Here is a 13453-nt window from a genome sequence, read left to right on the forward strand (position 1 = left end):
CGGTTCACGACGTGGTGTCGCGCCCGAGCGGCAGCCCGTCCTCGAGGAATTCCAGTGCGCGCAGGGCGAGCGGCAGATTCCCCGGCAGCAGATCGACCACACCGAGGACGACGCCGACGATGGCCCCGGCGAGCGCGCGGACCTCGAAGTCGTCGGCGGTGCGCCCGACCCTGCGCGCCGTGACGCCCGCGATCATGTCGATGCTGCGCACCATCTCTTGCATGATGGCCCCGCGCAGTTCCGGGACCGAATACATCAGTTCCTGACGCGTCCGCTCGAACTCCATATCTGCCTCGGACAGGCCGGCGAACACAGACTCGGCCGCCTTCCGGAACGCGGTGATCAGCGGGACGTCCGGCGGTTGCGCCTCGATGGCCTCGATCATGGGCGGATCGAGATCGTCGGCGAGGACCAGTTGTTCCTTGGTGGGGAAGTAGCGGAAGAACGTGCTCGGCGACACGTCCGCGGCCTCCGCGATCTGCTCGATCGTGGTGTCGGCGTAGCCCTGTTCGTGGAACAGCCGAAACGCCTCGGCGCGGATGGTCAGCCGGGTGCGCGCCTTCTTGCGCTCCCGGAGGCCTGGTCGGGCATCAGTGGACATGTACCGATTCTGACTCATCCTGCTCCTGGGCCGGGGTCTCGCGAGGTGTGAAACGCGCTGCGAGCACGACCGCGACGGCGCAGATTCCCGCGCAGATCCACAGCATGAGGCTCATCCCGGAGACGAACGACGCCTGGACGTGTGTGAGGACCGACGGGTCGCCGGTTGCCTTGGCCACCGCGACGCCGGCGTTGACGCCGTCGCGGACCGGATCCACGTCCAGTTCGCCCAGTTCGGACCGGTAGCGGGTGGCGAGGACGGTGCCGAGCACGGCGACCCCGATCGTTCCGCCCGCCTGTCGCAGCGCCTGGATCAGCGCCGAGCCGGAACCGGACCGTTCGGCGGACAACGCCCCCAGGGCGGCTCCCATCGCCGCGGGCATCACGAAACCCATTCCCGCGCCGACGAGCGCGATCCACGTCGCGGTGAACCAGTACGCGGAATCGACGGACGTCAGTGTGCCGGTCGCGAGACCCGCGGTGAGCAGTGCGAACCCGATGACGATGACCGGCCGGGCGCCTGCCCGCCGGAGCAGCTGGTCGCAGAGCCGGGTGCCGACCAGCAGTCCGCCGATCAACGGCAGCAGACGGAGGCCGCTGCCCAGCGCGTCCACTCCGAGCACGGCCTGAAAGTACTGCGGCACCGTGAAGAACAGCCCGAACATCCCGAAGTTGACGAGCGTCGTGAAGATCGTGCCCCAGCGGAATCCGGGGCTGGCGAACAGCGACGTGTCGATCAGCGGATGCCGTGACCGCCGTTCCCACATCGCGAACAGCCCGAGCACGACCACGGACGCCGCGATCGACGTCAAGGCCAGTGCGTCGCCCCAGCCGTCCTGGCCGGCCCCGATGAAACCATAAGTGAGGCTGAGTAATCCGAGCGACGACAGCACGGCGCCGAGGTAGTCGGTGGTCGACCGCTCCTCGCTGCGCGATTCCGGTACCAGGGTCGCGACGGCGATCGCGCCGACGACGACGAGGGGCACGTTGATCAGGAACACCGATCCCCACCAGAAGTGCCCGAGCAGCCAGCCGCCGAGAATCGGGCCGAGGGGCAGGCCGATCGCGGTGGACGTCACCCAGATGGTCAGTGCCCGCGACCGTTCGTCCGCGTCGGGGAACAGGACGGGCAGCACGGCCATCGACAGCGGCATCATCACCGCGGCCCCCAGTCCGAGCAGGGCGCGTCCGGCGATCAGCTGACCCGACGTGCTCGCGTAGCTGCAGAGCAGCGACGCGGCACCGAACAGGACGAGTGCACCGAGCAGCAGTTTCTTGCGGCCGTACCGGTCGCCGAGCGCCCCGGCAGGCAGGAGCGCCGCGGCGAGGACCAGGGTGTACGCCGAACTGAACCACTGCAATTGCGAGTTGTCCGCTCCGAGATCGACCGCCAGCGTGGGCAGCGCCACCGTCAGGACCGTGATGTCGAGACCGATGGTCAGCATGGCCACGGACAGGGCGCCGAGCGCCCACCAGCGGCGCGGGGTGACTTCGATGACCGTCGTTTCGCTCATGACAGCTCCACTCGAAAGGAAGTTACTATATTTTGATAGTAACTTTCACTTTGTGGTTGTCAAGGGTTCGGCAGTGCTCAGCGTCGGCGTAACTGCAGCGTGAATCCCTCCGGCATGAGGGTGAGCCGCTCGGCGACCTTCAGCTGATAGTCGCGGTCGCCCACGATGTCGTACCGACGCAGGATCGTGCCGAGAACCAGGACCGCCTCGTGGAGGGCGAACTGTCGTCCGATGCAGGCGCGCTCGCCGGTCCCGAACGGCTTGTACACGTGCGCGGGACGGGACCGGATGCGCTCGGGGAGGAAATGGTCGGGATCGAATGCCTCGGGGTTCTCGCCCCATACAGGGTCGCGGTGCAGTGCGGGGATGAGGACGAGCATCCAGTCGCCGACCTTCATCGGGTACTTGCCGACGAGGGTCGTGTCGACGGTGGCCTCCCGGCCGTACGCGGGCGCCGTCGGCCACAGCCGCAGCGATTCGTCCAGTACCCGGCGCACGTAGCGGAGTTTGGCGACCTGCTCGAACGCGGGTTCCTCGTCGCCCCACACCGCATCGACCTCCGCCTGCGCCTTCGCGAGGACGTCGGGGTGCCGCGACAGGTAGTACAGGGCGAACGACAGCGCGCCGGAGGTGGTTTCGTGCCCCGCGACCAGGAACGTCACCACCTGGTGGCGGATGTTCAGCTCGTCGATCCGGTGGGGGTCGTTCTCCCGGGCCGCCCGCAGCATGAGTTCGAGCAGGTCCTCGGGTCCGGCCTCGGCGCTGTCGCGGCGGGCGCGGATCACCTCGTCGACGACCTCGGCCATGTGTTCCAGGTTGGCGACGTTGCGGCGATCCGACCGACGCGCCAGCAGTCGTCCCAGTGCCGTCGATTTCACGAACGTGGTGCGCTGCGAATGGCTGAGCGCGCCGACCATTGCCTGCACGAACGGGTGCGGCCGCTCGCGTCGGAAGGAATCGAACGAGTAACTGAACCCCGTCCGCCCGATGGTCTCGAGCGTCAGCTTCGTCATGTCGGACGACACGTCGACGGGGGTGCCGCCCACGCGCTCGTCCCAGTATTCCGTCAGTTCGCCGGCGACGTCGAGCATCGTGTGGTGATACGAGCGCATCGCGGATTTCGTGAACGCCGGTGCGAGGAGGTTGTGCGCCTTGCTCCAGTTCGGCTCGTGGTTGTACGCGGTGAACAACCCGTCGCCGCCGACCTCGCGCAGCGACGCGACGCCGGGCGCCAGGTGCTTCGCGAACCGGGATTCGTCGGAGAGTTCCGCGACCATGTCGGCGCCGGACGCGAACACGAACCGGTTGCCGAGAATGTTGCGCTCGAAGATGGGCCCGAGTTTTCTGCCGATCTCCATCGAATTCTGCACGGGAGTGCGGATGCTGATCCCGAACACGTCGCCGACGACGGGGAGCCGCCATCGAGGATGCGGAATGGTCGCCTCCGCCGTGGTGTGCAGTGATCCGACGCTCATTGTCGACCCCCGTGTCGATGTGGCCCGCGTTACTGAATTGATGTCTAGTACGCAAGGTACGCCTTACTGAACCGGTGTCAAGCAGTACGGTGGCTGGCATGACCAGCGCCCGCCGTCGACTCGCCCCGGAGCAGCGGCGTGCGCAGTTGCTCGACATCGGCGCGAGGCTGTTCGCGGACCGCCCGTACGAGGACGTCTGGATCGAAGAGGTCGCGGAACTCGCCGAGGTATCGCGCGGATTGATGTACCACTACTTCCCGACGAAGCGCGACTTCTTCGCCGCGATCGTCGAACGCGAATCCGAACGACTGCTCGACGTGACAGCCCCCGACCCCGCACTCCCCGTCGAGGAACAGGTCGCGGCCGGACTCGACGCGTACTTCGAGCACGTCGCGAGCCACCGGCACGGAGTCCGGGCCATCAACCGCGGCGCGCTGTCGGCCGACGCCGACATCCGGGCCATCGTCGACCGGGAACTCGACGCCCAGCAGCGCCGCATCGTCGACGCGCTCGATCCCCCCGCCGGCGAGCGGGAACTCGTCGGCGTCGCCGTGCGCGGATGGATCGCCTTCGTCCGCGCCGTCTGCATGGACTGGCTCGACCACCCCTCGATCGCCGAGAGCGAGCTACGAGAGCTCTGCCTCCGCTCGCTCCGCGGCATGCTGGGTGGGCGGCTCGACTGAGCCGCGCACCGGTTGTCGCCCGGCGGTGACGTGGGGCCAAAGCCTGGCGTTTATATAAATCAGTTGATACATTTAAGCCGAAATCCGTTCCGTGATCAAGGAGATCCCGCATGAGTGCACCCACCGTCACGTCGCAGGGCCGGGCGAATCCGGCGAAGACCGAGACGGAACTGCGTCGTGAACTCGCGGCGGTGTACCGCCTACTCGCGCATTTCAAGATGACCGACCTGATCTTCACGCACGTCTCGGTCCGGCTGCCCGGGCCCGAACATCACTTCCTCATCAACCCGTACGGGCTGCTCTTCGAGGAGATCACCGCCTCCAACCTGGTGAAGATCGGACTCGACGGCGAACTCGTCGAACCGTCCGAATACCACGTCAACCCTGCGGGATTCGTGATCCACGGCGCGATCCACGAGGCCCGGGCGGACGCGCAGTGCGTGCTGCACACGCACACGAAGGCCGGGTGCGCGGTGGCCGCGCAGGAGCACGGACTGCTGCCGCTCAACCAGATCTCGATGGAGTTCTACAACCGGGTCGGCTACCACGACTACGAGGGCATCGCCCTCAACACGGCCGAGCGGGTGCGGTTGGTCGAGGACCTGGGCGACCGCCCCGCGATGATCCTGCGCAATCACGGTCTGCTCACCGTGGGCGAATCCGCCGCCGAGGCGTTTCTGCGAATGTTCTACCTGGAGAAGGCGTGTGACATCCAGATCGCCGCCCAGGTGTCGGGCGACCTGCGCGTGCCGTCGCCCGAGATCGCCGAGCGCACGGCGCGGCAGTTCGCCGGCGAGGCCACGGACGACTTCGCCGACGACCAGGCCTACGAGATGGCGTGGGCGGCGCTGCTGCGGATGCTGGACCGGACCGCCCCCGACTACAAGGACTGAACGGCGCCACAAGGACTGGCAGGGGCGATCACATCCCCGGTGGGGCAACGACTCCCACCGGGGATTCGCCCGTCAGGACCGCGGCGATGTTGCGGGCCGACTGCTCCGCCAGCGTGCGCGCGACCTGCGGCGAGTGCCACGCGGCATGCGGGGTGATCACGAGATTCGGGATCTGCAGGATCGGATCATCCTGTGCCGGCGGTTCGTTCGGAAGAACGTCGACGGCCGCCCCGGCCAGGTGCCCGCTGCGCAGTGCGGCCCCGAGCGCGTCGTGGTTGACGAGTCCGCCGCGGGAGACGTTCACCAGATACCCGCCGGGCCGCATCCTCGACAGCGCACGCTCGTCGATCAGCCCGCGCGTCTCGGGGGTCAGGGGAACGTGCGGGCTCAGCACGTCGGAGCGGCGCAGCAGTTCCTCGAACCCGACCACCTCGATGCCGTCGGCCGCGAGTTCGGCGGCGCGGTCGCCCAACCCGCGGCCGCTGACGAGCACGGTCATGCCGACGGCTCGGGCACGGCGCGCGAACGCGCCGGCGATCCGGCCGAAGCCGTAGAGGCCCAACACGGTTCCGGCGATGCGCCGCGGCACCGCCGCGGTGACGTCCCATTCGCCGGCGCGCACGGAACCGTCGAGGGTGTGGGTGGATCGGAGCAGCCCGAGGGTGAGCGCGAACGCGTGGTCCGCGACCTCCTCGGTGCAGTAGTCCACAGCCCGCGTGACCCACAGGCCGCGTTCGTGCGCCGCCGACACCGGCAGGTGGTCGTACCCGGCGGAGGTGGCCGACAACAGGCGCAGATCCGGGAGTTCCGACAGGTGACGCGACTCAAGTCCGGTGTTTTCCGGACCCACCAGCAGCGCGACGACACCCGGTCCGGAAGGGAACTCGGACTGACGGACCACCGCCGCGGAAATGCCAGCGGCAGCAAGAGAATCGGACAGGACGTCGGCCGGGATGAAGTCGTCGAGGACGACGACACGGTCGGTCATGTGCCCACCGCTCCCGCTTCTTCGGTGGTCCGCCGCACTGCGGCGTCGACGCAGCGGGCGGCCGCGTCCCCGGTGCTGATCGCTTCCATGACAACGGGATCCAGAATGGCCTGAAGTGCGAGCCCGTCGGTCAGCGCCACCAGCGCGACGGTCACGGCGTCCGCGTCGAGGTCGGCGGAGACGATGCCCTCCCGCTGTGCGGCGACGACCGCCTCTCGCACGACGCCGCGCCAGCGGGCGAGGAAGCCCGCGATCTCACCGCGGGCCGTGTCCTCGGCCGCCCCCTCCGCATAGAAGAACAGGAAGACGCGGGTCATCGCGAGTCGGCGTTCGTCGAGCGGCAGGATGCTCGCGGTGATGTTCCGCAGCTTCTCGATCGGACCGGCGCCCTCCTCCTCGAGGATCACCCGGTACAACTCGCCCTGGATGTCGCCGGCCCGGCGAAGCGCCGCGAGGAGCAGTTCGTGGCGGGACCCGAAGTAGTGGTTCAGCACTCCGGTCGACCATCCGCTCTCCTCCGCCACCGCTCGCGTGGTGACGGCGGAGATTCCCTCCCGGGCGATCAACGCCAGAACGGCGTCGGCGAGCGCTTGTCTCCGCTCGTCGTGGTCGACGATCTTCGGCACGATCATTCCTCCCGGTAGTACGCGCTGTCGCCAATCAGGCTATCGGTGCCGGGGCCCGCTCCGGTTCTTCCTCGTCCTCGGCCTTTCCCGACACTCGCGCGTTCCACACCGACATCACATCGGCCGGGGTGGGTGCGGTGAACAGGCTGGTGGCCACGAACACCACCAGGGCGCTGACGAGTCCGACGTACACCGGTTCGTTGGCCATGACGTCGCCGACGACGAACATCGTCGTGATGGTCGCCACCGTGCCCACCGCCATGGCCGCCATGGCCGCCGTGCCCGTGGCGCGCTTCCAGACCAGCCCGCCGAGGATGGGGACGAGGAGCCCGCCGACCAGGATGTCGTAGGCGATGGTCAGCGCGGAGACGATGTCGTTGATGAGCGCGGCGATCACGATGCTGACGAGGCCGATCACGATCACGTAGAGGCGGTTGCCGCGCACGTCGGCTTCCGGATCGGACGTGTCCAGTTCGGGTCGGGTGCGGCCGAAGATCTGGGCGACCAGCGGAAGGACGTCCTGCCGCGCGACCGTGGCGGTCGCGATCAGCGCGCCGGACGCGGTCGACATCATCGCGGCCACCGCGGCGGCGAGGACGATGCCGCTGAGGCCGACGGGCAGGACGTGGACGGCGACGTCGGCGTAGACGTCGTCGGACGAACCGATGTCGGGCATGAGGGCGGATGCGGCCAGGCCGATGAGTGCGCCGGCGACGCCGTACAGCAGGCAGTATATGCCGGCGGTGACGCCGCCCCACCGTGCGACCTCGGGCGACTTCGCGGTGAACACGCGCTGCCAGATGTCCTGTCCGATGAGGATGCCGAGGGTGTAGACGACGAAGAACGTGACGATGGTGCCGGTGCCGATGGTGCCGAGCCCGAGTGCCTGTTCGCCCACGCGTTCCTTGATGCCGGCGTACCCGCCCGCCTTGCTCCACGTGAACGGCAGCAGCAGGACGAAGACACCGATGGTCTTGATGACGAACTGGACGACGTCGGTGAGCGTGATCGACCACATGCCGCCCATCGCGGAGTAGGCCACGACGATGAGGCCGCCGAGGACCACCGACAGCGTCCGGTCGAAGCCGAACAGCACGTTGAAGATGGTGGCGTAGGCGATCGTGGACGTGACGGTGAGCATGAGGGTATATGCCATCATCACGAGACCGGACGCGCCGGTGGCGTCGATGCCGTAGCGGAGTCTGAGCATCCCGGAGACGGTGTAGACCTTCAGGCGTTGGATCCTTGCCGCGAAGAGCAGGCTGAGCAGCAGCACGCCGGCGGCGATCGACACGACCAGCCACATTCCGGAGATGCCGTACTTGTAGCCGAGGCCGACGCCGCCGACGGTGGAGGCGCCGCCGATGACGACCGCCGCCATCGTGCTGGTGTAGAGGAATCCGCCGAGGCGGCGGCCGGCGACGAGGTATTCGCTGGAGTTGCTCGCCCTGCGTTTGCCCCACCAGCCGAACGCGAGCATCGCGCCCAGGTAGATCAGGATGATGGTGATGTCCATGGTGCGTCCTTCACGTGTCCTAGCGGATCGGTCGGTGCCGGTCTCGTCAGACCGTTGCCCTAGACGGTAGGAGAACATTGACGTGAAATAAATCACTTGATACAAATAATCGCTTCAGAAAATCGTGAAGTAATGGTGCGAACCAGCTCACACCCTGTTTCGACCCCGCCGGAGGAGCACGATGCGCAGCGCGCTGCCCGATCTGAAGCTCCTCCAGATCTTCGCGGCCGTCGTCCGGCACCAGGGGTTCGCGCCCGCCCAGCAGGAACTCGGACTGTCGGCCTCGGCGATCAGCACGTACATGAGTCAGCTCGAACGCCACCTCGGCATCGTCCTGTGCCACCGTGGCCGGGGCGGATTCGGTCTCACCAGCAAGGGCGAGCTCTACCACAAGGAATGCCTCCGCATCCTGGGGGAGCTCGAGGGCTTCGAACGCTACGGTGCCGCGTTGCAGGGCGAACTGCGGGGCACCCTCACCATCGGGGTTCTCGATTCCACCGTCACCGACGCCACCCTGCCGCTCGCCGACGTGATCGGCGTGTTCAGCAAGGACCATCCCGCCGTCTACCTCGACCTCAAGATCCAGACGCCGCACGAGCTGCAGGTCGGGGTGCTCGACGACCGGATCGACGTCGCGGTCGGCGCGTTCGCGTCACCGATGAACGGCCTCGTCTCCCAGGCTCTGCACCGGGAGCAGCACTGGCTGTACTGCAGCGACAAACATCCGCTGTTCGGCAGGAAGCGGGTGCCGCCGGAGGTCATCACGCAACAGCGGATGGTGACCCGCGGCTACTGGTCCGAGCAGGAACTCGCCCGCCAGGGATTCCCGCAACCCTCGGCGACGGTGGAGAACATGGAGGCGCAGCTCATCCTCGTGCTGTCCGGCGCCTACATCGGCTACCTGCCCGAGCACTACGCGGAGTACTGGGTCGACCGGAACCGGCTGCGCCCGATCCTGCCCGCGTCGTTCGGCTACCAGGCGCCGTTCTCGCTGATCTACCGGCGCGGCCGGGCCCGCGAACCGATGGTCCTCACGTTCCGCGAGTTCGTCCGGACCAGCATGGACAGCTGACCGTCGCTCACCGGCGAGGACATCAACCCGTCCCTGCAGAAAGCGCGAAGGCGGGCAAGGGGCGAGTCTGCGCTCCCGACGGTGCGTAGGGCCAGATCGTGGTCGCGCTCGCACTGGGGCACTTACTGGAGGATTGTGCGAGGGCATCGGCGGCTGCTCTCGAGTTCTTTGGTCAGGGTGCGGACATCATGGCTTCCGATGATTCGGCATTCTTCGACGAAGAAGGTGGGTTTCTCGAGCGCAGCGGCGTCAAGGTAGGTCGACATCCGGAGCGTCGGGCCCGCCGTGCACACCACCGCACCGAGCATCACACGAGCGCTGACCGACAGCGGGGATCGAGGTGTTGTTCGGTGACACCGTAGGCCTGCGGCATGACACGCGGCCCTCGAGAAGCCGAAGCACAGGTCGTTGTCAGTGCGGCCGAGCGGTAGTGATGGCGAAACCGGCGATGTACTCCTTGATCGGTTGGTAGAACTGATAGTCCACGGTGTATGGACCGCACGCCCTCAACGCGGAGTACGCCGCAACCCAGGTGCGGACCTCGTGCGAGGAGTGACCCGCGGTGGCGTCCATCTCGTCGGCGGTGTAGCTGTCGAAGTCCTCGAGCCGGCCGGACCGGCAGACGTCGAGGAACTCCCGGTCCCAATCTGGGTTGAGGTCCATGATGTCGGCCTCTCCGGCGGCGAACTTGACGGCGGTGGCGATCGTGTTGGCCTGCCGGGCGGCACGTGCTTGCGGAGTGGGGTTGCGGCCGTCGGTAAGGAGTTTGCGCTGGGCCTCGGTGGCGGTGGCGATCTGCGGCACCGGCGGATCGTGCGACAGACCACCGGAACCGATGAACAGCACCTTCTTGTCGGAGTCCCGGAAGAATTCGCCGACGGCCTGACCGAATCGGCGGACCCGGGACATTTTCGCGAAGGGGCGGGCGACCGAGTTGACGAACACTGGAACAACGGGTTTCGCCGCGACGTCACCGTCGTAGAGGATCTCCATCGGCTGCACGGCGCCGTGGTCGACCACCATCTGACGGGAGATCGCGACGTCGATGTCGCGGTCGATCACGTGCTGGGCGAGTCCTTCTGCGATCTCGGTGGGCACGTCCAGTGTTCCGGAGAACGAGTCGTAGTCACCGGTGCCGGTGGCCTGATATCCGATGCAGAACGGTGGCATCAGGTCGTAGAAGAAGCCGTTGTAGTGGTCCGGGCCGAAATTGACGATCAGGTCCGGATCGAAGTCGCGGACGAACGCGCGGACCTGTTCGAACGCGGCTTCGACGGCGGCCTTCGTTTCGGCGGGTGGGTGAGTGTGGTGCAGCAGCGGGCTGTGCGACATGCACACCAATGCCTGTGTCATGACCGAGTTTCCTTTCTGCCCTGGGCGCTGGTCACCGGCTGACGCCGTGGGAGTTGAGGTACCGGGTGATCACGGCGTTGAAGTCATCGGCTCGCTCGACCTGCGACCAGTGGCCGCACTGGCTGAAGATGTGCGTGTCGGCGTGCGGGATCACGTTGAGGAGATCCCAGGTGCGCGAGACCGGGATGACGACGTCCTGGGTGCCGTGAATGAGCAGGACGGGGATGTTCAGTTTCGCCAGGACGCCGAAGTCCAGCGGCAGTGCGTGCCGGTCGCGGTCGCGGGCGGCGACGACGTCGGCGAGACGGTCGGAGGCGGTGTCGTTGAGCGCGGCTTGATATCGCAGCGCGACCAGTTCGTCGGTGACGAGTGACTTGTCGACCACGAAGAGCTCGAGGGTCTTGCGGATGCCCTCTTCGGTGAGGGTCGGGTTGGCGTGTCCGGCGAGGGCACCAGTGAGTGTGGCGCCGCCGGTGCCCATCGAGACGATGCCCAACAGTCGTTCGGGGAAGTCGATCGCGAATTGGAAAGCGAGCCAACCTCCGAGGGAGTTTCCGACGATCCAGGTCTTCTCGATGCCCAGGGAGTCGAGAACCCGGACGGCGTGGCGTACCCATTCCTTGATGCCGTACTCGGTGCCGTCGGCGACCACGCTCTGGCCGTAGCCGATCGAGTCGATGGCGATGCACCGGCCGTGCTCACTGATCGTCGGCAAATTCAGCCACCAGTTCGCCGCAGCCGTGACGCCGGTTCCGGACCCGTGCAGGAACAGGATCGGCGTGCCCTCGCCGAGTTCGTGGTAATGGGTGAGCTCGCCGGGCGCGGTCTCGATCCACTTGTCCTCGAGCCCGAAGAACGAATCGGTGATGTACGAGGGAATTGCGGTGGTGGTCATGAGGCGAGTTCTTCCTGTGTGGGCTGGGGGTGGGACGGCGAGGCGGCGGAGTCGGATGGCGGTGCGGGTGCGTCGTCGAGGAGGGTGGCCGCGGGGCTCCCGGTGAACGCCATGGCGTGCAGGATCGCGTCGAGGGTGGCGGGGGCGTGCTGGGTCAGGCAGGCGCCGGCGACGAATCGGTCGGGGCGCAGGAACACCAGTGGAGTGGGACGGTCGTCGAACCACTTCTTGAGCCGTCCGGTGTGATCGCCGACGACGAGGACGTCGTTGTCCATGTACTGTTCGGCCCATTCGCGTTGGGTCTCGGGGACCGCGGCGACCAGCCGTGCACCGAGAGCAGCCAGCTTCTCCAGTGACGGCTGGGGGAGAACATCTTTCGGGTTGTTGCCCCAGACCAGGACGGTCCACCAGTTGCCGATCGCGTCGTCGAGCAGGATGTTCGCCGAGCCGCGGGTGTTCACCCGCGGCTGCGGGAATTGCACGCCGACCGGGGAAACGGTGGTGTTCGCGGTACGGACGGGGATGAGCTTGCTGGTGATCCTGGCCCGGGCCCGTCCGCTCTCCTGCGTGCTGGGATCAGCCAACACGCCGCGGGTGTAGCGGGGCATCGGTTTGAACCGCATGTCGGCGAAGTAGCTCTTGACCTGGGGGAACCGATTGAGCACCGAGGAGGCGGCGTCGCGTGCGGTGGCCGCGATCGGATTGGTGATCTTGATGAACTTGCCGAAGGTCAGCGACAGGTCCACCATCGCCTGCGCGTGGTCCTTGCGCTCGCTGGTGTAGGTGTCGAGGAGAGCGTCGCCGGCCTGCCCCGACAGCACCGCCGACAGCTTCCACCCGAGGTTGGTCGCATCACGCATCCCGGAGTTCCAGCCCTGACCCATCCAGACCGGCATCAGGTGTGCTGCGTCGCCGGCGATCATCTGCCGCCCGGTGCGGAAGCTCGAGGCGACCCGGCCGTGGTGGGTGAACACCCGGCGGCGGATGAAGTCGAGCGACGCGGGATCCGGAACATGCTCTGCGAGGAGTGCATTCACGTAGTTGGGATCGGTGACCTGGTCCTCTGTCTCGCCCTCGTGCAGCATGAACTCCCACCGGCGAACCGCGTGCGGAAGGCCGATGGAGACGTAGGGACGCTTCGGGTCGGCGCCGAGAAATACGTTCGGCGTCCCCAACGGATCGTTCTCGACATCGACGACCAGCCAGCGAGTGGAGGGGGATTCACCTTCGAAGCTGACGCCGAGGCGCTTGCGGGTAGGGGACTTGCCCCCTTCGCAGCCGACGAGGTAGCGGGCGTGGAAACGGTGCTCCACCGTCTTCCCGTCCATGCCTGTGACCACGGCGATGGCCGTGACCGAGTCGCGGTCCTCCTCGACGTTCTCGACGCGGTGCCCGAAATGCACCTGGACGTGGGGGAAACGCGCCAGGCCCTCATAGAGGGCGCGGTCGACCTCGGGCTGAATGAACCCGTGCTTGCGTTCCCACCCGAACTCGTCGGTCTGCGGGTTGTTCACCAGCATGACCTTCCCGGCACCGTTGACCAGTCGCATGATGTGCTGCGGATTGGTGTGTGGGCGAACGGTATCGACGAGTCCGACGGCCTGGATGGTGCGGAAGGACTCGTCGTCGAGTCCGACGCCGCGAGGGTAGTCGATGAGCTGGTCCAGTGCTTCGAGCACGGTCACCGTGCGGCCATACATGCCGAGGATATTCGCGAGCATGAGGCCGGCCGGGCCGGCCCCGACGATGAGAACGTCACTGTCGTGGGTGGTGTCCATAACTCCCTACCTAGCATGTGCAAATATCGCACAGTCGCGATCATTATTTGACGATATCGT

Annotated in this window: 12 protein-coding genes; 3 read left to right on the forward strand and 9 right to left on the reverse strand. The window is 67.0% G+C overall.

The window, feature by feature from the left end:
• Positions 1-4: 4 nt before the first annotated feature.
• From ACFU5V_RS01770 to ACFU5V_RS01780, 3 genes are all read right to left on the reverse strand, one after another.
• On the reverse strand, positions 5-601 hold the full coding sequence (locus tag ACFU5V_RS01770) for a TetR family transcriptional regulator (RefSeq protein ID WP_072938902.1): 597 nt from the start codon (positions 599-601) through the stop codon (positions 5-7).
• On the reverse strand, positions 591-2114 hold the full coding sequence (locus ACFU5V_RS01775; protein ID WP_378696365.1) for an MFS transporter: 1524 nt from the start codon (positions 2112-2114) through the stop codon (positions 591-593). Before ACFU5V_RS01775 ends, ACFU5V_RS01770 begins: the two co-directional genes overlap by 11 nt.
• Positions 2115-2191: 77 nt before the next feature.
• Positions 2192-3589: a cytochrome P450 gene (locus tag ACFU5V_RS01780; protein WP_378696367.1), complete on the reverse strand. Its 1398-nt coding sequence runs from the start codon at positions 3587-3589 to the stop codon at positions 2192-2194.
• A 98-nt stretch (positions 3590-3687) separates the two neighbouring features.
• On the opposite strand from ACFU5V_RS01780, the gene ACFU5V_RS01785 reads away from it, so the two are divergent.
• Positions 3688-4272 carry a TetR/AcrR family transcriptional regulator gene (locus ACFU5V_RS01785; protein WP_378696369.1) on the forward strand — a complete coding sequence of 195 codons (585 nt, stop codon included), beginning with the start codon at positions 3688-3690 and terminating at the stop codon, positions 4270-4272.
• Positions 4273-4382: 110 nt separating this feature from the next.
• Positions 4383-5165: a class II aldolase/adducin family protein gene (locus ACFU5V_RS01790; protein WP_378696371.1), complete on the forward strand. Its 783-nt coding sequence runs from the start codon at positions 4383-4385 to the stop codon at positions 5163-5165.
• A gap of 28 nt (positions 5166-5193) precedes the next feature.
• Here the strand turns inward: ACFU5V_RS01790 and ACFU5V_RS01795 are convergent, their stop codons facing one another.
• The 3 genes from ACFU5V_RS01795 to ACFU5V_RS01805 are packed head-to-tail and all read right to left on the reverse strand — an operon-like array spanning position 5194 to position 8295.
• Complete coding sequence (locus ACFU5V_RS01795) at positions 5194-6153, reverse strand: C-terminal binding protein (protein WP_378696373.1); 960 nt, start codon at positions 6151-6153, stop codon at positions 5194-5196.
• Positions 6150-6785, reverse strand: a complete 636-nt coding sequence (locus ACFU5V_RS01800) for a TetR/AcrR family transcriptional regulator (protein WP_378696375.1) — start codon at positions 6783-6785, stop codon at positions 6150-6152. The genes ACFU5V_RS01795 and ACFU5V_RS01800 overlap by 4 nt, the downstream gene beginning before the upstream one ends.
• A 28-nt stretch (positions 6786-6813) precedes the next feature.
• The gene (locus ACFU5V_RS01805; RefSeq protein WP_378696377.1) at positions 6814-8295 is read right to left on the reverse strand and encodes a sodium:solute symporter; all 1482 of its coding nucleotides are present in this window, start codon (positions 8293-8295) and stop codon (positions 6814-6816) included.
• 181 nt (positions 8296-8476) lie between these two features.
• Here ACFU5V_RS01805 and ACFU5V_RS01810 point away from each other — a divergent pair, with 181 nt between their 5' ends.
• Entirely contained in the window at positions 8477-9367 is an 891-nt protein-coding gene (locus ACFU5V_RS01810; protein ID WP_378696379.1) for a LysR family transcriptional regulator, read from the forward strand.
• A 411-nt stretch (positions 9368-9778) separates the two neighbouring features.
• On the opposite strand, the gene ACFU5V_RS01815 is transcribed toward ACFU5V_RS01810, so the two are convergent.
• The 3 genes from ACFU5V_RS01815 to ACFU5V_RS01825 are packed head-to-tail and all read right to left on the reverse strand — an operon-like array spanning position 9779 to position 13393.
• Positions 9779-10720 (reverse strand): 3-carboxyethylcatechol 2,3-dioxygenase, encoded by a 942-nt coding sequence (locus ACFU5V_RS01815; RefSeq protein WP_378696381.1) that lies wholly within the window; start codon positions 10718-10720, stop codon positions 9779-9781.
• 31 nt (positions 10721-10751) lie between these two features.
• Positions 10752-11615, reverse strand: a complete 864-nt coding sequence (locus tag ACFU5V_RS01820; RefSeq protein ID WP_378696383.1) for an alpha/beta fold hydrolase — start codon at positions 11613-11615, stop codon at positions 10752-10754.
• On the reverse strand, positions 11612-13393 hold the full coding sequence (locus ACFU5V_RS01825; protein WP_378696385.1) for a bifunctional 3-(3-hydroxy-phenyl)propionate/3-hydroxycinnamic acid hydroxylase: 1782 nt from the start codon (positions 13391-13393) through the stop codon (positions 11612-11614). The genes ACFU5V_RS01820 and ACFU5V_RS01825 overlap by 4 nt, the downstream gene beginning before the upstream one ends.
• Positions 13394-13453: the final 60 nt, after the last annotated feature.

The organism is Rhodococcus sp. NPDC057529 (assembly GCF_042802055.1).
Classification (GTDB): Bacteria; Actinomycetota; Actinomycetes; order Mycobacteriales; family Mycobacteriaceae; genus Rhodococcus_F.

Coding starts and splice junctions, on each gene's coding strand:
- ACFU5V_RS01805 (WP_378696377.1), bottom strand. CDS start 8,295: ATGGACATCACCATCATCCTGATCTACCTGGGCGCGATGCTCGCGTTC.
- ACFU5V_RS01820 (WP_378696383.1), bottom strand. CDS start 11,615: ATGACCACCACCGCAATTCCCTCGTACATCACCGATTCGTTCTTCGGG.
- ACFU5V_RS01825 (WP_378696385.1), bottom strand. CDS start 13,393: ATGGACACCACCCACGACAGTGACGTTCTCATCGTCGGGGCCGGCCCG.
- ACFU5V_RS01770 (WP_072938902.1), bottom strand. CDS start 601: ATGTCCACTGATGCCCGACCAGGCCTCCGGGAGCGCAAGAAGGCGCGC.
- ACFU5V_RS01775 (WP_378696365.1), bottom strand. CDS start 2,114: ATGAGCGAAACGACGGTCATCGAAGTCACCCCGCGCCGCTGGTGGGCG.
- ACFU5V_RS01785 (WP_378696369.1), top strand. CDS start 3,688: ATGACCAGCGCCCGCCGTCGACTCGCCCCGGAGCAGCGGCGTGCGCAG.
- ACFU5V_RS01810 (WP_378696379.1), top strand. CDS start 8,477: ATGCGCAGCGCGCTGCCCGATCTGAAGCTCCTCCAGATCTTCGCGGCC.
- ACFU5V_RS01780 (WP_378696367.1), bottom strand. CDS start 3,589: ATGAGCGTCGGATCACTGCACACCACGGCGGAGGCGACCATTCCGCAT.
- ACFU5V_RS01795 (WP_378696373.1), bottom strand. CDS start 6,153: ATGACCGACCGTGTCGTCGTCCTCGACGACTTCATCCCGGCCGACGTC.
- ACFU5V_RS01800 (WP_378696375.1), bottom strand. CDS start 6,785: ATGATCGTGCCGAAGATCGTCGACCACGACGAGCGGAGACAAGCGCTC.
- ACFU5V_RS01790 (WP_378696371.1), top strand. CDS start 4,383: ATGAGTGCACCCACCGTCACGTCGCAGGGCCGGGCGAATCCGGCGAAG.
- ACFU5V_RS01815 (WP_378696381.1), bottom strand. CDS start 10,720: ATGACACAGGCATTGGTGTGCATGTCGCACAGCCCGCTGCTGCACCAC.